We start from the raw sequence: 18,593 nt of genomic DNA, 5'->3' as shown, positions 1-18,593 counted from the left end.
GGCCTCCAGGGCCGGGGCGGCGGCGGGCGCGGACGGGTGCGGCAGGCGGGCCTGCACGGCGGCGGCCACCAGCGCCATCAACGGGTCCTTCTTGAAGCCCCACAGCTCCACCGCGTTCGGGTCGTACTTCGCCGGGACCTTGGTGGGGGCGTGGCGCACGAGGAAACGCAGGTGGCCGTTCTCCAGCCCGGCGGCCGGCTGCCAGTCCACGCCCTCCAGGTCCGCCGCCGCCAGGGTGTGGGGTCCCGCGGCGGCCTTGGCGTCCTCCGTCTTCCAGTTCCACTCCAGCCGGACCCGCTCCCCGTCGAAGCTCACCGTGCCGTCCCCGGCGGACACGGACAGCGGCAGGGGCGGGCCGGGCAGCAGATAGGCGGTCACCGGTCCCGACGGGATCTGCTCCAGCAGCAGCGCGGTGCGGACCTCCTCCGTGAAGTACTCGGCGACGCCGTAGCGGTCGGACTCCACGATCAGCTGGTACGGGTCGTGCGGCTCGGTGAGCCGGCCGCCGGTCGCGTGCAGCAGGGGGTCGGCTCCGTCGCGCAGCCGCAGCCTGAGCCGCCCCGACCTCTTGCCCTGCTCCAGCGAGATGCCCGCCAAGGCCTCCAGCGGCACGGCCAGTTCACCCAGCGTCCNNGGCCGGGCGTCAGGCGCAGGGTCTCCCCGTCGAACGTCCACGTCCCGTCCTTCTGGATGATTTCCGCCATGGGGGGATTGTTTCACCGGATCTGCGGGAGAGTGGTCTATACCCATTCCAGGTTCCCTTACAGGGAACAGGAGTTGAGAAGGGAGCACGTGTGAGACGGCAACGACGGCACCACGGAACGACTCCCCGCACCACCCGCCTGCTCGGGTCCCTGCTGCTCGTCGTGGCGGTGGGAGCCGCCACGGTCGCGGCGACCCCCGCCCGGGGCCCCGCCGCCGGGACCGCACCGGGGCGCTCGCCCGTCCCGCTGGACCAGGTGATCCCCGCCCCCGCGTCCGTGGAGCCCGGCGGACGTCCGTACCGCATCACCGACAGGACCCGTATCCGCGTCGACGGCCCCCGCGAGGCCCGCGGGGTCGGCGAGTACCTCGCGGGCGTCCTGCGGCCCTCCACCGGCTACCCGCTGCCCGTCACCGACCGCGGTACGGCAGGCATCCGCCTGCGCATCGCCGAGGGCCCCTACGGCAGCGAGGGCTACCGGCTGCGCAGCGGCCCCTCCGGGATCACCCTGACCGCCGCCGGGCCGGCCGGGCTGTTCCACGGCGTCCAGACGCTGCGGCAGCTGCTCCCCGCGGACGTGGAGAAGCGGACCCGGCAGCCGGGGCCGTGGCTGATGGCGGGCGGCACCGTCACCGACAGCCCGCGCTTCGGCTGGCGCGGCGCCATGCTCGACGTCTCCCGGCACTTCTTCTCCGTCGACGAGGTCAAGCGCTACATCGACCGGATCGCCCTCTACAAGCTCAACAAGCTGCATCTGCATCTGAGTGACGACCAGGGCTGGCGCATCGCCATCGACTCCTGGCCGCGGCTCGCGGCCCACGGCGGCTCCACCGAGGTCGGCGGCGGCCCCGGCGGCTTCTACACCAAGGACGACTACCGCGAGATCGTGCGGTACGCGGCCTCCCGGTACCTGGAGGTCGTCCCCGAGATCGACATGCCGGGCCACACCAACGCGGCCCTCGCCTCCTACGCCGAGCTGAACTGCGACGGCGTCGCGCCCCCGCTCTACACCGGCACCCAGGTCGGCTTCAGCTCGCTGTGCGTCGGCAAGGAGGTCACGTACGACTTCGTCGAGGACGTCGTGCGGGAGATCGCCGCGCTCACGCCCGGCCGCTACCTCCACATCGGCGGCGACGAGGCGCACTCCACCCCGCACGAGGAGTACGTGGCCTTCATGGAGCGGGTCCAGCCGGTCGTCGCCCGGTACGGCAAGACGGTCGTGGGCTGGCACCAGCTGACCGGGGCCACCCCGGCAAAGGGGGCGCTCGCCCAGTACTGGGGCCTCGACGGCACCGGCGCGGCGGAGAAGCAGCGGGTCGCAGAGGCGGCGCGGAACGGCACCGGGCTGATCCTTTCGCCGGCCGACCGGGCGTACATGGACATGAAGTACGACGCCAGCACGCCGCTGGGACTGTCCTGGGCCGGGTACGTCGAGGTGCGGCGGTCCTACGACTGGGACCCGGGCGCGTATCTGGAGGGCGTGCCCGAGTCCGCGGTGCGGGGTGTCGAGGCGCCGCTGTGGACGGAGACGCTCGACGAGGTCGGGGAGCTGGAGTTCATGGCCTTCCCGCGGCTGCCGGGGATCGCGGAGTTGGGGTGGTCCCCGGCGGGGACGCACGACTGGGAGTCGTATCGGCAACGGGTTGCGGGGCAGGGGCCTCGGTGGGAGGCGATGGGGGTGAATTTCTACAGGTCGCCTCAGGTGCCGTGGGAGTGACGGCAGTTTGGCGGCTGCAGCGCGGTGGGGGCTGGGCGCGCCCGCGCGGCGGAGCCGCACGTCGATACAGCCCCGCGCCCTAGGGGTATCGACCCTGACGGCGTGACGAGCCCCCGGAGGACCGTACTCCGGGGGCTCGTCCGTCCCGATGCGGTCAGAAGGCCGCCAAGGGGTTCTTCAGTGTGCCTACGAGCTGAAGGGCGCCCGACGGGTCCGACAGGTCGACCATCTGCTTGTTGTTGCGCAGCTGGAGGCGGTTCAGGCAGGACAGGGCGAACTCCGGGGCGAACATGTCGTACCGGGCGAACTTGTCGGCCAGCTCCGGCACCGACGCCTGGTATTCGCGGGTGACCTCCGCGACCGTCCGCCAGAAGCCGTCCTCGTCGAGGACGCCCTCCTCGGCGAGGTTCGCCGCGAGGAAGCGGAAGAAGCAGTCGAAGACGTCCGTGAAGATCGACAGCAGCTTGGTGTCGTCCGGGACCTCGACGCGGATGCGGGACACCTCCGGCGGGAGCACCGCGTCCGGGTCCATCACCGCGATCTCCTCGGCGATGTCCTTGTAGATGGCGCGCCGCACGGCTCCGTCCTCCAGGACCAGGATGACGTTCTCGCCGTGCGGCATGTACACCAGGTCGTAGGCGTAGAAGCTGTGCAGCAGCGGGACGTAGTAGGCGCGCAGGTAGCGGCGCAGCCACTCGGCCGGGGCCAGCCCCGAGCGTTCGATCAGGGCGGCCGCGAAGGACCGGCCCTCGTGGTCTACGTGGAGCAGGGACGCCATGGTGGCGAGCGACTCGCCGTCCGCCAGGGACGTCACCGGGCTTTCCCGCCACAGCGCCGCCAGCATCTTCCGGTACGGCGAGTAGCGGTCGGTGGCCTGCTCGTACTCCAGGTGCCGGTAGCCCACGGCGGCACGCTCCCGGATGACCGACAGTCCCGTGGACCGCAGCACCGGGTCGTTGTCGATCAGGCGGGCCAGCCAGTCGTTGATGGCCGGGGTGGCCTCCATGTAGGCGGCGGACAGGCCCCGCATGAAGCCCATGTTGAGGACGGACAGGGCCGTCTTCACGTAGTGCTTCTCCGGGTGCGTCCGGTTGAAGAAGGTGCGGATGGACTGCTGCGCCAGGTACTCGTCGTCGCCCTCGCCCAGGCACACCAGGTGCCGGCGGGCCACCTCGGCGGCGAAGGTGACGGACAGCTTGTTCCACCACTGCCAGGGGTGGACGGGTATGAGCAGGTAGTCGGCGGGGTCCAGGTCCTCGGCGCGCAGGACGTCGTGGAACCGCTCGACGGTCTCCTCGCCGAGCTCCTGGCGGACGAAGTCCTCGTACTCGATGCCGACGCCCGCCGTGAACGCGGCGCGGGAGCGGTGGGCGGCCAGCCACACCAGCCTCACCGGGTTCGCGGCCTCCGGGGCGTACCTGAGGTACTCGTGCACGCCGAAGCCGAGCCGTCCGTTGTTGGCGACGAAGCAGGGGTGGCCCTCGGTCATGCCGGTCTCGATCGCCTGGAACCCGGCGTCGACCAGCTCGGCCGAGGTGACCTGCGGCTTGGTGAGCTTGTAGCAGGTGCCGGAGAGGGTGGAGGAGATCTCCTCCAGGTACACCGGCAGGATCTCGTCGCTCAGCCCCAGGGACTTCTGCAGCTCGATGAAGAAGTCCAGGGCGGCGAGCTCGATTTCGGCGTCGCCGCGGTGGCGGGTGATCGAGTCGGCGTCGACCTGCCAGTGGTCCAGACCGCGCAGCGTGGCCGTGAACGTGTAGCGGGTCTCGCCGTCGTCGCTGCGGACCACGTACCGGCCGTCGCCGGACGGTTCCGGCGTGACGAGCCGCTCGTGCGCGAACTCGGCGAGCGCCTTGCGGATCAGCAGACGGTTGGCCCGCGCCCAGCGGTGGGGGGACAGATGCGCCACGGCGTCGGACAGGGTCATACGGACACTCCTCGGGCGGCCTCGAACTGTTCGCGCGTGCAGAAGCTCAGCAGCGCGCGCTTCTCCGGCTTGTCGATCTCCCGCTCGGGCACGAAGCCCACGGCCTCGTTCAGGGCGTGCACGGCCTTGTTGCCGACGTCGGGCTCCACCACGACCCGGCGGGTGGCCGGGTCGGCGAACAGCTCCTCCATCACGGCGGTGATGACGGCGCGGGTGAAGCCGTGGACGGGGCGGTCGGTGGGGGCGACCAGGAAGTGCATGCCGACGTCACCGGGCTCGGGCTCGTAGAGACCGACGAGTTCGACGTACCGGGGGTCGTACTTCTCCATCAGGAACGCGGGTTCGCCGTCGTGCAGGCCGAGGTACGCGTGATGGTGCTCGTGGGCGGCGATCCGCATGTACTCGCGCTCGACGTCCGGGAGCGTCGCGTCCTGCATCATCCAGAACGCCGCCTTGGGGTGCGTCACCCAGCGGTGCAGCAGCTCCGCGTCCTTCAGCGGGTCGAGGGGGCGGACGGTGAACGGACCGATGGCGCTCATACGGCGAACTCCTGGAAGGCGATGCTCTTCTCGACCGGGTAGTACTCGGCGCCCAGCAGCTCCCGGATGATGGAGGCGTTGCGGTAGGCGCCCATGCCCAGGTCGGGGCTGGTGATGCTGTGCGTGTGCACGCCCGCGTTCTGGAGGAACACGCCGCGCCCGGTGACGTCGATCGCGTAGTTGCGGGCGACGTCGAAGCGGCCGTGGCTGTCGAAGCGCAGCCGGTCGCGCACCGGCTCCAGGAAGGCGGGCTGCTCGTAGTGGTAGCCGGTCGCCAGCACCAGGCCCTCGGTGGCGATCTCGAAGTCCTTGCCCTGCTCGTCCTGGCGGAAGCCGAGCGTGTACGTGCCGTCCTCGTACCGGGCGCTGGTGAGGGAGGAGTTGGTGAGCAGCCGGGTGGGCACGCCGCGGCCGCCGCTCTCCACGTTCTTCTGGTACAGCAGGTCGAAGATCGCGTCGATCAGGTCCGAGTTGATGCCCTTGAAGAGGCCCTTCTGCTGCTTCTCCAGCCGGTAGCGGGTGTCCTCGGGCAGCGCGCGGAAGTAGTCGATGTAGTCCGGGGACGTCATCTCCAGGGTCAGCTTGGTGTACTCCAGCGGGAAGAACCGCGGGGAGCGCGTGACCCAGTTGAGCTGGTAGCCGTGGGCGTCGATCTCCGAGAGCAGCTCGTAGTAGATCTCGGCGGCGCTCTGTCCGCTGCCGACGATCGTGACGGACTTCTTCGTCAGCAGCTCCGCCTTGCGCCGCGTGTACCGCGCGTTGTGGAAGAGGCCGCCCTCCAGACCGCGGCAGGGTTCTGGGACGTACGGCACGGTGCCGGTGCCCAGCACCAGGTGCCGGCCGCGGTACGTGGCGCCGGTGTCCGTGGCCACCACGTACACCTCGGCGGTCTCGTCCCAGGTGACCTCGGTGACCGTGGTGCCGAAGCGGACGGAGCCGAGCTGGGCGGCGGCCCAGCGGCAGTAGTCGTCGTACTCGACGCGCAGCGGGTAGAAGTTCTCCCGGATGTAGAACGAGTACAGCCGGCCCTTCTCCTTCAGGTAGTTGAGGAAGGAGTACGGGGACGTCGGGTCGGCGAGGGTGACCAGGTCCGACATGAACGGCGTCTGGAGGTGAGCTCCGTCGAGGAACATCCCGGCGTGCCACTCGAAGTCCGGCTTGGACTCCAGGAAGACGCCGTCGAGTTCGTCGATGGGCTCGGTCAGGCAGGCCAGCCCCAGGTTGAACGGGCCCAGCCCGATGGCCACGAAGTCGTGGACCGTGGTGTCAGCAAGCGCGGTCAAGGGACTCTCCCAGGTACTGCTCGGCGTGGCCGGCGATCAGGTCGAGGACGGCCGTGATGTCGGCCGTCGTGGTCTCGGGGTTGAGCAGGGTGAACTTCAGGTAGTGACGCCCGGCCACCTTGGTGCCCGCGACCACCGCGTCGCCGGAGGCGAACAGGGCCTTGCGTGCGTACAGGTTGGCCCGGTCGATCTCGGCGGGGTCGGTGACGGCGGCCGGGATGTAACGGAAGACCAGGGTGGACAGGCTGGGCTCGACCACCACGTCGAAGCGGGGGTCGGCGGCCAGCAGTTTCCAGCCCTCGGCGGCGAGGTCGCACACCTCGTCGAAGAGGGCGCCGATGCCGTCGGCGCCCATCACGCGCAGCGTCATCCACAGCTTGAGCGCGTCGAAGCGGCGGGTGGTCTGGAGGGACTTGTCGACCTGGTTGGGGATGCGCTCGGTCACCATGCGGCGCGGGTTGAGGTACTCCGCGTGGTAGGTGGCGTGCCGCAGCGTGGCCGCGTCGCGCACCAGCACGGCCGAGGAACTGACCGGCTGGAAGAAGGACTTGTGGTAGTCGACGGTGACCGAGTCGGCGCGCTCGATGCCGTCGATGCGGTGCCGGTACTTCAGGGAGGCGAGCAGCCCGCAGCCGTAGGCGGCGTCCACGTGCATCCAGGCGCCGTACTGCTCGCACAGGCCGGCGATCTCCGGCAGCGGGTCGATGGAGCCGAAGTCGGTGGTGCCGGCGGTGGCGACGACCGCCATCGGGACCAGGCCCACCTCGGCGCAGCGCTCCAGTTCGTGGGCGAGGGCGACGGTCTGCATCCGCTTGTCGTGGTCGACGGGGACGGCCACCACGGCCTCCGGGCCGAGACCGAGCAGTTTCGCGGACTTCTGCACGCTGAAGTGGCTGACCTCGGAGGCGAAGACGCGCAGCTTCGCCAGGTCCTGGGTCTTGGTCTCCTCGCGGGCGAGCAGCAGCGCCTGGAGGTTGGACTGGGTGCCGCCGGAGGTGAACACGCCGTCGGCGGCGGGGCCGAGGCCGATGCGGGCGGCCGTCCAGTCGATCAGTTTCCGCTCGATCAGGGTGCCGCCGGCCGACTGGTCCCAGGTGTCCAGGGAGGAGTTGACGGCGGAGAGCACCGCCTCGCCGAGCACGGCCGGGATGACGACGGGGCAGTTGAGGTGGGCGAGGTAGCGGGGGTGGTGGAAGTAGACCGCGTCCCGGAGGTAGACGTCCTCCAGTTCGTCCAGCACCGCGGTGGTGTCGCGCAGCGGCTGGTCGAGGTCGATCGCGTCGATGCGCGGGGCGAGGTCGTCGACCGTGACGCCGGTGAACGGCCGGTCGGTGGCGGCGAGTTTGGCGGCCACCCGCTCGACTCCTTCGGTCACGGAGCGTCGGTAGTGCTCCGTGGTGGTGTCGTTGAGCAGGTGCGAGCGCATGTGGGGTCCTCCGGTGGGGACGGGGCCGGTGCGGGGAGCGGTCCAGCGCGGTTGAACTTAGGTAAGCCTAACCAAAGTTTTCTGCGGCCAATCCCGTTTTCACCGTGACCGCCGTCACGTTCCCCACGGACCGCGAAACGGCTCCAACTCCTTTACAAGTCAAGCCAGTTCGCGAAGTTGCTCTTCCGTGAGGCCGCGCCGCCAGTAGCCCACGAACGTCACGCGCCGGCGGTCGACACCGCGCTCGCCGACGAAGTGACGCCGCAGCAGCTTCACATGACCGGCCTCCCCGGCGATCCACACGTAGGCGCGCTCGGGGAAGGGCAGGGGAGTCCCGCGCACGGCGTCCAGCGCCAGCGGGATGTCCGGGGCCGCGCACCCGTCCCGCACGAACCAGGTGACCTCCGCATCCGCCGCCGTCGGCAGCTCCTGGACGTCCCCGGCGTGCGGCACCTCCAGCCAGACCCGGGCACGGGCGCCCGCCGGAAGGGATTCCAGGACGGCGGCCGCGGCCGGAACGGCGGTCTCGTCGGCCCACAGCAGCACCGTCGAGGCGTCCTCGGGCGGGCGGAAACGGATCGCGCGGTTGTCGGCGACCGCCGGGCCGAGCAGCAGCACCCGGTCGCCCGCTGCGGCGCGGGCGGCCCAGCGGGAGGCCGGTCCGGCCGCGGTGGACGGGCCCGCCTCCGCGCCGACGCCGTGCAGCACGAAGTCGACGTCGATCTCGGCGGTCCGCCCCAGGGCGTCCGCGCGCAGCGCCCGCAGCGTGTACGAGCGCATCACCGCCCGTACGTCGTCGGGCAGTTCGCGCCAGCCCTGCCACCAGCCCTCGCCCAGCTCCACCGGCACGACCGGCTCGCTCTGCCCCGGGTGGGGCAGGAACAGCGACAGGGACTGGTCGCGCCCGTCGGAGCGGAAGTCGCGCAGATCCGGTCCGGTGAAGGTGACCCGGACCAGGGACGGGCCGAGCCGCCGCGTCCCGGCGACCTGAAGGGCGAAGAAGCGGAACGGGGCGGCCACGGCAGTCGTCACGAGGAGCTCCTGCGGGTCGAGGGGGCGGCTGGGCCGGGCGAGGGGGCTGACCTTGCGGGGAAGGTCAGCTGACCTTCTTGGCCTTCTCGATGGCCTCGGCGAGCGCCTCCACCGGCGCCACGCACTTGTCGTACGACAGGATCGGCTCGGTGGAGCGGGGCAGGACCTGGCCGGCCTTGACGGCGGGCAGCTGCTTCCAGGTCGCCTCGGTGATGTCGGCGGGCTGGATGGCCGAGCTGCGGTCGTCCATCATGATCACGTCGGCCTTGTGCTTGTCGACGTTCTCCCAGCTCAGGCTCTCGAACCAGCCGCCGGTGGCCTTCTTGGCCTCCTCCGTCGGCTCCACGAAGTTCACCCCGAGGGCCTTGAAGTACTCCAGGTCGATGGAGAGGTTGCTGCCCGAGACGTAGAACAGTTCGGGGCTCGCGGAGCCGACCAGCACCTTGATCTCGGGCTTGGCCTTGGCGGCCTTGCGCAGCCGCTCCGAGGCCGCCTCGAACCGCTTCTTGGCCTCGGTGACCTTCGCGGCCGTCATGTCGGCGCCGAGGGACTCGGCCAGCTCCCACATCCGCTGCAGCGGGCCGGTGAGCTGACGGTCGAACACGGAGATGCCGACGCTGGGCGCGAGCTTGGCGATCTTGTCCTTGGACGCCTCGGGGACGTACCAGAGGGTGCCGGCGTCGTCGAACATCGTGGAGATCAGGACGTCGGGCGCGAGGGCCGCGTACTTCTCGACGTTGAACTGGTCCCAGACGTTGCCCAGGACGGTCACCTTGCTGACGTCCATGTCGCCGGCCTGGACGTCGGCCTTGCCGTCCTTCGTCGTCGTCGGGCCGAAGACGCCCTTGACCTCGATGCCGTAGTCGTACAGCGCGGCGGCCACGCCCGTGAACGCGACGATGTTCTTCGGCGCCTCGTCGAGCTTCACCGTGGTGCCGCGGTCGTCCTTGAAGGACCAGGGGCCGGACTTGGCGGCGCCCTTCGTGTCCGCGCCGGCGTCCTTCGCGTCGTCGTCCCCGCAGGCGGTGAGCACGGCGCCGAGCCCGAGGGCGCCGCCGGCGGCGAGCAGTCCACGACGGGTCAGGCGGGCGGTTCTGGCGTTCGGCATGGAAGGGTCTGCTTTCGTGCGTACGGGACCGTGGTTCAAACAGCGTTAGGTTAGCCTAACCAAATGATCTGTCCAGAGGGCCTCCGGCACGCATCCTCGGGAAACGCCGGTCCGGGGCCGTGATTCGGATCACTCGCCCCGGACCGTCCGTACACGGGGCCGTGCTCAGCCTGCCAAGCCCAACTCCCGCGCGATGAGCATCCGCTGCACCTCGCTGGTGCCCTCGCCGATCTCCAGGATCTTGGAGTCGCGCCACATGCGGGCCACCGGGTACTCGTTCATGAAGCCGTAGCCGCCGTGGATCTGCGTCGCGTCGCGCGCGTTGTCCACGGCCACCGTCGAGGAGTACAGCTTGGCCAGCGCCGCCTCCTTCTTGAACGGCTCGCCCGCCACCAGACGGCTCGCCGCGTCCCGCCACGCCAGCCGCGCCGTGTGCGCCTTCATCTCCATGTCGGCGATCTTGAACTGGATCGCCTGGTTCGCGCCGATCGGACGTCCGAACGCCTGCCGCTCCTTGGCGTACTTCACCGACTCGTCCACACAGCCCTGCGCGAGCCCCGTGGCGAGCGCGGCTATGGCGATGCGGCCCTCGTCGAGGATGCGCAGGAACTGCGCGTAGCCGCGGCCCTCCGCGCCCAGCAGGTTGGCCGCCGGGACCCGCACGTCCTGGAAGGACAGCTCCCGGGTGTCCGAGGCGTTCCAGCCGACCTTCGAGTACGGCGCCGCGACCGTGAAGCCGGGGGTGCCGGACGGCACGATGATCGACGAGATCAGCGGCTTGCCGTCGGGCTTGCGGCCGGTGACGGCGGTGACCGTGACCAGACCCGTGACATCCGTGCCGGAGTTGGTGATGAAGCACTTGGTGCCGTTGATCACCCACTCGTCCGTCGCCTCGTCCAGCCGGGCCGACGTGCGGGTCGCGCCCGCGTCGCTGCCGCCGTCCGGCTCGGTCAGCCCGAACGCGCCCAGGATCTCGCCCGAGCACAGCCTCGGCAGCCACTCGCGCTTCTGCTCCTCGGTGCCGAACAGGTGCAGCGGCATGGCGCCCAGCGAGACGCCCGCCTCCAGGGTGATGGCCACCGAGGAGTCCACCCGGGCCAGCTCCTCCAGCGCCACGCCGAGCGCGAAGTAGTCGCCGCCCATGCCGCCGTACTCCTCCGGGAACGGCAGGCCGAACAGGCCCATGCGGCCCATCTCGCGGACGATCTCGTACGGGAACTCGTGCCGCTCGTAGAAGTCGCCGATCTTCGGCGCCACCACGTCGTGCGCGAACTCCTCGACCGTACGGCGGAGTTCTTCCAGTTCGGGGGAGAGCTTGTGGTCCATGGTCCTTCACGACTCCTGGTGGGAGAGGGCTCGTACGGTGCGGGACGGGCTGGGCCGGCCCAGGTGCGCGGCCATCCAGACGCTTGTGGCGACCAGACGGCCGAGATCGACTCCGGTGTCGATGCCGAGGCCCCGCAGCATCCACACGAGGTCTTCGGTGGCGAGATTGCCGGTGGCGGACTTCGCGTACGGGCAGCCGCCCAGCCCGCCGGCCGAGGCGTCGACCGTGGCGACGCCCTGCTGGAGCGCGGCCAGCGTGTTGGACAGCGCCTGGCCGTAGGTGTCGTGGAAGTGCACGCCCAGCGCGGAGACGGGCACGCCCGCCTGGGTGAGCGCGCCGATCAGGGCCGTCACATGGCCCGGGGTGGCCACGCCGATCGTGTCGCCGAGGCTCAGCTCGTCGCAGCCCATGTCGAGCAGCGCCCGGCACACCCGCACCACCTGGGGGACCGGGACCGCGCCCTCCCAGGGGTCGCCGAAGCACATCGACAGATAGCCGCGCACATGGACGCCCTGCCCCTTCGCGCGGGCCACCACCGGCTCGAACATGGCCAGCGCCTCGTCCACCGTGCGGTTGAGGTTGGCCTTGGCGAAGGACTCCGTGGCGCTGGCGAACACCGCCACCCGGCGGGCGCCGAGCGCCAGCGCGCGGTCGAGGCCGCGCTCGTTGGGCACCAGCACCGGCAGGTCCACCGGCAGGTCGGACACCGCCGGGAACAGGTCCTCGGCGTCCGCGAGCTGCGGCACCCACTTCGGGTGCACGAAGCTCGTCGCCTCGATCGTGGTCAGGCCCGTGCCGGCCAGCCGGCGGACGAACTCCGCCTTCACGGCCGTCGGCACGGTCTGCTTCTCGTTCTGCAGGCCGTCGCGGGCGCCCACCTCGTGGATCCGCACCCGTGCGGGCAGCCCCTCGGCCGGCACGGCCATGGGCAGGCCCAGCTCGCTCGCGTTCATGCCGTCTCCCCTTCCGCGGAGTCCGCAGGTTCCGCGGTCTCCACCGGCGCGATGACCGCGAGCACCTGGTCCATGGCGACCGTGGTGCCCGGGGACACGTCCAGCTCCGTGACCGTGCCGGCGTGCGGGGCCGAGATGACGTGCTCCATCTTCATCGCCTCCACCACCAGCAGGCTCTGGCCCGCGTCCACCTCGTCGCCGACGGCGACCTTCACCACCGTCACCGTGCCCGGCATCGGCGCGGTCAGCGAGTCGGCGCCCGCCTGACCCGCCCGGGTGAGGGACGCGGCGACCGGGTCGTGGTCCCGCACCTGCCAGGCGTCGCCGTCCCGGCCCAGCCAGGAGCCGTCCGGCAGGGCGGCGAACGTGTGTGCGACGCCGTCGAGCGTGCAGGTGAACCGGTGCCCGTCCAGCGTCCCGGCGGACGCCCGCAGCGGGGTGTCCGCGCCGGGCGGCAGCAGCTCCAGGCCGCCGTCGGCCGTGGCCCGCACCCGCACGGTCACCGGGTCGTGGCCCGCCACCCGCAGATGGTGCGCCGTCCACGCCCGGCCGCCGCCCATCCGCCAGCCGTCGGCGGCGTCGAACGGATCCCGCCAGCCGGGCGACGCGGCCGGCGCGAGGGCGGCCTGGCGCAGCAGCGCCGCCGCCGCGTACACCTCGGCCGGCACCTCCCCGGCGACCAGGGAGTCCGCCTCCCGCTCCACCAGCCCGGTGTCCAGCTCGCCCGACACGACCGCCGGGTGGGCCAGCAGCCGCCGCAGGAAGCCCGCGTTGGTCTGCACGCCCAGCGTCACCGTCCCCGCGAGCGCCGCCCGCAGCTTGCGCAGCGCGGTCGCCCGGTCGGGGCCGTACGCGATCACCTTGGACAGCATCGGGTCGTAGAGGCTGCCGACCTCCGTGCCCTCGCTGAGCCCGGAGTCGGTGCGCACGCCGTCGCCCTGCGGCTCGCGCAGCGTCAGCACCGTGCCGCCGGAGGGCAGGAAGCCGCGCGCGGGGTCTTCCGCGCACAGGCGTGCCTCGACCGCGTGCCCGGTGAGCCGTACGTCGTCCTGCCCGAACGCCAGCCGCTCACCCGCCGCGACCCGCAGCTGCCACTCCACCAGGTCCAGGCCCGTGATCAGTTCGGTGACCGGGTGCTCCACCTGGAGCCGGGTGTTCATCTCCATGAAGTAGTACTGGGACGGGTCGCCGCCCGGCACGATGAACTCCACGGTGCCCGCGCCCCGGTAGCCGCAGGAGCGGGCCGCCTGCACGGCCGCCTCGCCCATCGCCGCCCGGGTGGCCTCGTCGAGGAGCACACTGGGCGCCTCCTCGACGATCTTCTGGTGCCGCCGCTGGAGCGAGCACTCGCGCTCGCCCAGGTGCACCACGTTCCCGTGCCCGTCGGCCAGCACCTGGATCTCGATGTGCCGGGGCCGGTCGATCCACCGCTCCACCAGCAGCGTGTCGTCGCCGAAGGAGGCGCGGGCCTCGCGCCGGGCGGCGGCGATCTCGTCCGCCAGCCTCTCCGCGTCCCGCACCAGCCGCATGCCCTTGCCGCCGCCGCCCGCCGACGGCTTCAGCAGCACCGGCATGCCGATCTCCCGCGCGGCCTCGGCGAGCTGCGCGTCGGTCAGGCCACTGCCGCTGGAGCCGGGCACCACCGGCACCCCGGCCGCCTTCACCGTCTCCTTCGCGCGGATCTTGTCGCCCATCAGGGCGATGGCGTCCGCCGGGGGCCCGATGAACGCCAGGCCCGCCGCCTCGCAGGCCCGCGCGAACTCCGCGTTCTCGGCGAGGAAGCCGTACCCCGGGTGCACCGCCTGCGCGCCGGTGCGGGCGGCCGCCTGAAGCAGCCGCTCCGCCGACAGGTAGCTTCCCGCAGCCGGCGCCGGCCCGATCCGCACCGCCGTGTCGGCCTCCCGGACGTGCCGGGCGCCGGCGTCCGCGTCGGAGTACACGGCCACCGAGCGCACCCCCATCGACCGCAGGGTGCGGACGACCCGGACCGCGATCTCGCCCCGGTTGGCCACCAGCACGGTGTCGAACATCTGCTCAGTCATCGTCAGGGGTCCCCTCACATCCGGAAGACGCCGAACTGGGGGTCACCCAGGGGCGCGTTGGCGCACGCGGTCAGGGCCAGCCCCAGCACCTGCCGGGTCTCCATCGGGTCGATCACGCCGTCGTCCCAGAGGCGGGCCGTCGCGTAGTAGGCGTTGCCCTGGCGCTCGTACTGGGCGCGGATCGGGGCCTTGAAGGTCTCCTCGTCCTCCGTCGGCCACTCCTCGCCGCGCGCCTCGAGCTGGTCCCGCTTGACGGTGGCCAGGACCGAGGCGGCCTGCTCGCCGCCCATCACCGAGATCTTGGCGTTCGGCCACATCCACAGGAAGCGGGGCGAGTAGGCCCGGCCGCACATCGAGTAGTTGCCCGCGCCGTAGGAGCCGCCGACCACGACGGTCAGCTTCGGCACGCGCGTGCAGGCGACGGCCGTGACCATCTTGGCGCCGTGCTTGGCGATGCCGCCCGCCTCGTAGTCCCGGCCGACCATGAAGCCCGAGATGTTCTGGAGGAACACCAGCGGGATGCCGCGCTGGTCGCACAGCTCGATGAAGTGGGCGCCCTTCTGGGCGGACTCGGAGAAGAGGATGCCGTTGTTGGCGACGATCCCCACCGGGTGGCCGTGGATGTGCGCGAAGCCGGTGACCAGGGTCTGCCCGAACTCCGCCTTGAACTCGGCGAACCGGGAGCCGTCCACGACGCGCGCGATGATCTCGCGGACGTCGTAGGGCGTGCGGGAGTCCACCGGCACCGCGCCGTACAGCCCCGCCGGGTCCACCTTGGGCTCGGCGGCCGGCTCCACCCGCCAGGGCAGCTCGCCGCGCCCGGGCAGCGTGGAGACGATCTGGCGCACGATCCTCAGCGCGTGCGCGTCGTCCTCGGCGAGGTGGTCGGTCACCCCGGACACCCGGGAGTGGACCTCGCCGCCGCCCAGCTCCTCCGCCGTGACCACCTCGCCGGTGGCCGCCTTCACCAGCGGCGGGCCGCCGAGGAAGATCGTGCCCTGGTTGCGCACGATCACCGCCTCGTCGCTCATCGCGGGCACGTACGCCCCGCCCGCCGTGCAGGAGCCGAGCACCGCCGCGATCTGCGGGATGCCGGCGCCGGACATGCGGGCCTGGTTGTAGAAGATGCGGCCGAAGTGGTCCCGGTCGGGGAACACCTCGTCCTGCATCGGCAGGAAGGCGCCGCCCGAGTCCACCAGGTAGACGCAGGGCAGCCGGTTGTCCAGGGCCACCTCCTGCGCGCGCAGGTGCTTCTTCACGGTCATCGGGTAGTACGTGCCGCCCTTGACCGTGGCGTCGTTGGCGACGACCACGCACTCGCGGCCCGCCACCCGGCCGATCCCGGCGATCACCCCGGCCGCCGGCGCCTGCCCGTCGTACATCCCGTCGGCGGCCAGCGGGGCCAGCTCCAGGAAGGGCGAGCCGGGGTCCAGGAGGGTGTCCACCCGGTCGCGCGGGAGCAGCTTCCCGCGCGCGGTGTGACGGGCGCGCGCCCGCTCGCCGCCGCCGAGCGCCGCCGCGGCCAGCTTGCCGCGCAGCTCCTCGACGAGGGCGCGGTGCGCCTCCTCGTTGGCCCGAAAGGCCTCCGACGCGGGATCGGCCGCGCTGTGAAGCTCCGGTGCCTCGTGCATCCTTGCGGGTCCCCTCACCTTGTTAATGAGCGTTAACGCATTTCCTCCAGGTTAACGACCGCTAACCTCCCTGTCTAGAATCGTCCTCATGGCCACCAGAACCGACGCCCCCACCCGCCGCGAGCAGATCCTCAAGGAGGCCGCGCGGCTCTTCGCCGAGCGCGGCTTCCACGGGGTCGGCGTCGACGAGATAGGCGCCGCCGTCGGCATCAGCGGGCCCGGGCTCTACCGGCACTTCGCGGGCAAGGACGCGATGCTGGCGGAGCTGCTGGTCGGCATCAGCGAGTCGCTGCTCACGGGGGCGAAGCGGCGGCTCGCCGAGGCGGACGGGGTCGGGGGGACGGCTCCCGAGGCGGTCCTCGACTCGCTGATCGAGGGGCACATCGACTTCGCGCTCGACGACCGCCCGCTCATCACCCTGCACGACCGTGAGCTGGACCGCCTCCGGGACGCCGACCGCAAGCTGGTGCGCCAGCTCCAGCGGCAGTACGTCGAGCTGTGGGTGGGCGTGGTGCGCCGCCTCTACCCGGACCTCGGCGAGCCCGCCGCCCGCTCGGCGGTCCACTCGGTCTTCGGCCTCCTCAACTCCACCCCGCACCTCACCCGCCCGGGCTCCCTCCCGGACCGCGCGGGCACGGCGGAGCTGCTGCACCGGATGGCGCGGGGGGCGTTCGCGGCGGCGTCGGGCGCCTGAGCCGCGACGGGTGCGCCTTCAAGGGCCGCCGGAGTGACGAGCATTACGGGGCGCCCGGTCTGGACGGGTGCGGATACTCGCCGGTACCTTTCTCTGAGCAAGCGCTTAGACATGCCCAGGCTCCGGAGGTGGCGGACAGTGCGCCGTACGATTTTCAACGAGGATCACGAGGCGTTCCGGGAGACCCTCCGCGCCTTCATCGAGGCCGAGGTCGTCCCCGTCTACGACGAGTGGTTCGCGGCCGGACAGGCGCCCCGCGACTTCTACTACAAGCTCGGTGAGCTCGGCATCTTCGGCATCAGCGTGCCGGAGGAGTTCGGCGGCGCGGGCATGGACACCCACAAGTTCGAGGCCGTCCTCTACGAGGAGACCGCCCGTGCGGGCGTCCAGTTCGGCGGCTCCGGCGTGCACGTGCTGCTCGCCCTGCCCTACATCAAGATGCTCGGCACCGACGAGCAGAAGAAGCGCTACCTCCCGAAGTTCGTCACCGGCGAGGAGATGTGGGCCATCGCGATGACCGAGCCGGGCACCGGCTCCGACCTCGCGGGCATGAAGACCACCGCCAAGCTCAGCGAGGACGGCACGCACTACGTCCTCAACGGCGCCAAGACCTTCATCACCGGCGGCGTCCACGCCGACAAGGTGATCGTCTGCGCCCGCACCGCCGCCCCGACGGCCGAGGACCGCCGCCACGGCATATCCCTCTTCGCCGTCGACACCAAGTCCGAGGGCTACTCGGTGGGCCGCAAGCTCGACAAGCTCGGCCTGAAGACCTCCGACACCGCCGAGCTGGCCTTCGTCGACGTCAAGGTCCCCGCGGAGGACCTGCTCGGCGAGGAGAACAAGGGCTTCTCCTACCTCGGCCACAACCTGGCCTCCGAGCGCTGGGGCATCGCCTACGGCGCCTACGCCCAGGCCAAGGCCGCCGTCCGGTTCGCCAAGCAGTACGTGCAGGAGCGCACCGTCTTCGGCAAGCCCGTCGCGCACTTCCAGAACACCAAGTTCGAGCTGGCCGCCTGCCAGGCCGAGGTGGACGCCGCCGAGGCCGTCGCCGACCGCGCCACCGAGGCGCTCGACGCCGGCGAGCTGACCCCCGCCGAGGCAGCCTCCGCCAAGCTGTTCTGCACCGAGGTCGCCCACCGCGTCATCGACCGCTGCCTCCAGCTGCACGGCGGCTACGGCTACATGAACGAGTACCCGATCGCCCGCCTGTACGCGGACAACCGCGTCAACCGCATCTACGGCGGCACCAGCGAGATCATGAAGACGATCATCGCCAAGGACATGGGCCTGTAAGGTCCCGGAAATCCCTGCCGTATACAACTGACCCATGAGTCAGGCACTTCAGGAACTCCTCGATCTGCTCGACCTCGAGCAGATCGAGGAGAACATCTTCCGCGGCAGCTCGCGCAGCGCCGTCGTCCCCCGCGTCTTCGGCGGGCAGGTGGCGGCGCAGGCGCTGGTCGCGGCCGGGCGGACCGTCCCCGAGGACCGGCCCGCCCACTCCCTGCACGCGTACTTCCTGCGCCCCGGCGACCCCGGCGCGCCGATCGTCTACACCGTGGACCGCATCCGCGACGGCCGCTCCTTCACCACCCGGCGGGTCGTCGCCGTCCAGCACGGCAAGCCGATCTTCCACCTCTCCGCGTCCTTCCAGACGTACGAGGAGGGCCTGGACCACCAGGAGCCGATGCCGGCCTCCCCGGACCCGGAGACGCTCCCCACCTCGGAGGAACGGCTGCGCGGCTACGCCCACCTCGACCCCGAGGTCGTCGACCGCTTCCTGGAGGCCCGCGCCGCCGTCGACCTGCGCTACGTCGACGAGCCGCCCTACGGCCGCTTCGGCGAGCCCCGTGAACCCCACTCCCAGGTCTGGTTCCGCACCAACGGCAAGCTCGCGGACGACCCCCTGCTGCACGTCGTCCTCGCCACGTACGTCTCCGACATGACGCTCCTGGACTCCGTCCTCCTCGCCCACGGGCGCGGCGGCTGGGCCGTCGGCGACGTGGTCGGCGCGTCCCTGGACCACGCGATGTGGTTCCACCGCCCGTTCCGCGCCGACGAGTGGCTGCTGTACGACCAGCAGTCCCCTTCCGCGCACGGCGGGCGGGGACTGGGCCAGGCCCGCATCTACACCGAGGACGGGCGCCTGGCGGTCTCGGTGATCCAGGAGGGTGTGGTCCGGGTCCCGCGGTGATCCACCGTTCCGGG

The 18,593-nt window shown here is 71.4% G+C and carries 14 protein-coding genes and 1 pseudogene; 4 read left to right on the top strand and 11 right to left on the bottom strand.

Going from position 1 to position 18,593, the window contains the following annotated elements:
- Positions 1 to 704: pseudogene (locus CCN29_RS15470) on the bottom strand (DUF4429 domain-containing protein); the annotation flags it as partial.
- Positions 705 to 794: 90 nt separating this feature from the next.
- On the opposite strand from CCN29_RS15470, the gene CCN29_RS15465 reads away from it, so the two are divergent.
- Positions 795 to 2,420 (top strand): beta-N-acetylhexosaminidase, encoded by a 1,626-nt coding sequence (locus CCN29_RS15465; RefSeq protein ID WP_086682494.1) that lies wholly within the window; start codon positions 795 to 797, stop codon positions 2,418 to 2,420.
- Between the two features lie 154 nt (positions 2,421 to 2,574).
- On the opposite strand, the gene CCN29_RS15460 is transcribed toward CCN29_RS15465, so the two are convergent.
- The 10 genes from CCN29_RS15460 to CCN29_RS15415 form a co-directional block, all read right to left on the bottom strand.
- The gene (locus tag CCN29_RS15460) at positions 2,575 to 4,347 is read right to left on the bottom strand and encodes an IucA/IucC family protein (protein ID WP_031060221.1); all 1,773 of its coding nucleotides are present in this window, start codon (positions 4,345 to 4,347) and stop codon (positions 2,575 to 2,577) included.
- The gene (locus CCN29_RS15455) at positions 4,344 to 4,886 is read right to left on the bottom strand and encodes a GNAT family N-acetyltransferase (RefSeq protein ID WP_006131548.1); all 543 of its coding nucleotides are present in this window, start codon (positions 4,884 to 4,886) and stop codon (positions 4,344 to 4,346) included. The genes CCN29_RS15460 and CCN29_RS15455 overlap by 4 nt, the downstream gene beginning before the upstream one ends.
- A complete protein-coding gene (locus tag CCN29_RS15450; RefSeq protein WP_006131547.1) occupies positions 4,883 to 6,169 on the bottom strand; it encodes a lysine N(6)-hydroxylase/L-ornithine N(5)-oxygenase family protein in 1,287 nt (428 codons plus the stop codon). The genes CCN29_RS15455 and CCN29_RS15450 overlap by 4 nt, the downstream gene beginning before the upstream one ends.
- Positions 6,153 to 7,595 carry a lysine decarboxylase DesA gene (gene desA, locus CCN29_RS15445; RefSeq protein WP_006131546.1) on the bottom strand — a complete coding sequence of 481 codons (1,443 nt, stop codon included), beginning with the start codon at positions 7,593 to 7,595 and terminating at the stop codon, positions 6,153 to 6,155. The genes CCN29_RS15450 and desA overlap by 17 nt, the downstream gene beginning before the upstream one ends.
- A 159-nt stretch (positions 7,596 to 7,754) precedes the next feature.
- Entirely contained in the window at positions 7,755 to 8,627 is an 873-nt protein-coding gene (locus CCN29_RS15440) for a siderophore-interacting protein (RefSeq protein WP_031017409.1), read from the bottom strand.
- Between the two features lie 64 nt (positions 8,628 to 8,691).
- Entirely contained in the window at positions 8,692 to 9,735 is a 1,044-nt protein-coding gene (locus tag CCN29_RS15435; protein ID WP_006131544.1) for an ABC transporter substrate-binding protein, read from the bottom strand.
- Between the two features lie 165 nt (positions 9,736 to 9,900).
- Entirely contained in the window at positions 9,901 to 11,061 is a 1,161-nt protein-coding gene (locus CCN29_RS15430; RefSeq protein ID WP_006131543.1) for an acyl-CoA dehydrogenase family protein, read from the bottom strand.
- Positions 11,062 to 11,067: 6 nt separating this feature from the next.
- On the bottom strand, positions 11,068 to 12,015 hold the full coding sequence (locus CCN29_RS15425; RefSeq protein WP_031017412.1) for a hydroxymethylglutaryl-CoA lyase: 948 nt from the start codon (positions 12,013 to 12,015) through the stop codon (positions 11,068 to 11,070).
- Complete coding sequence (locus CCN29_RS15420; RefSeq protein WP_086682491.1) at positions 12,012 to 14,045, bottom strand: acetyl/propionyl/methylcrotonyl-CoA carboxylase subunit alpha; 2,034 nt, start codon at positions 14,043 to 14,045, stop codon at positions 12,012 to 12,014. The genes CCN29_RS15425 and CCN29_RS15420 overlap by 4 nt, the downstream gene beginning before the upstream one ends.
- 26 nt (positions 14,046 to 14,071) lie before the next feature.
- Positions 14,072 to 15,688, bottom strand: a complete 1,617-nt coding sequence (locus CCN29_RS15415) for a carboxyl transferase domain-containing protein (RefSeq protein ID WP_086682488.1) — start codon at positions 15,686 to 15,688, stop codon at positions 14,072 to 14,074.
- An 88-nt stretch (positions 15,689 to 15,776) separates the two neighbouring features.
- Between CCN29_RS15415 and CCN29_RS15410 the strand changes: the two genes are divergently transcribed.
- The 3 genes from CCN29_RS15410 to tesB all read left to right on the top strand — a co-directional run bounded on the left by CCN29_RS15410 (position 15,777) and on the right by tesB (position 18,579).
- Positions 15,777 to 16,382: an SACE_7040 family transcriptional regulator gene (locus tag CCN29_RS15410; RefSeq protein ID WP_006131539.1), complete on the top strand. Its 606-nt coding sequence runs from the start codon at positions 15,777 to 15,779 to the stop codon at positions 16,380 to 16,382.
- A gap of 138 nt (positions 16,383 to 16,520) precedes the next feature.
- Positions 16,521 to 17,678 carry an acyl-CoA dehydrogenase family protein gene (locus CCN29_RS15405; RefSeq protein ID WP_006131538.1) on the top strand — a complete coding sequence of 386 codons (1,158 nt, stop codon included), beginning with the start codon at positions 16,521 to 16,523 and terminating at the stop codon, positions 17,676 to 17,678.
- Between the two features lie 34 nt (positions 17,679 to 17,712).
- Positions 17,713 to 18,579 carry an acyl-CoA thioesterase II gene (gene tesB, locus CCN29_RS15400; RefSeq protein WP_006131537.1) on the top strand — a complete coding sequence of 289 codons (867 nt, stop codon included), beginning with the start codon at positions 17,713 to 17,715 and terminating at the stop codon, positions 18,577 to 18,579.
- Positions 18,580 to 18,593: the final 14 nt, after the last annotated feature.

The organism is Streptomyces pseudogriseolus (assembly GCA_002154585.1).
Taxonomy (GTDB): domain Bacteria; phylum Actinomycetota; class Actinomycetes; order Streptomycetales; family Streptomycetaceae; genus Streptomyces; species Streptomyces pseudogriseolus.
This window is presented reverse-complemented; position numbering and strand designations above follow the sequence as displayed.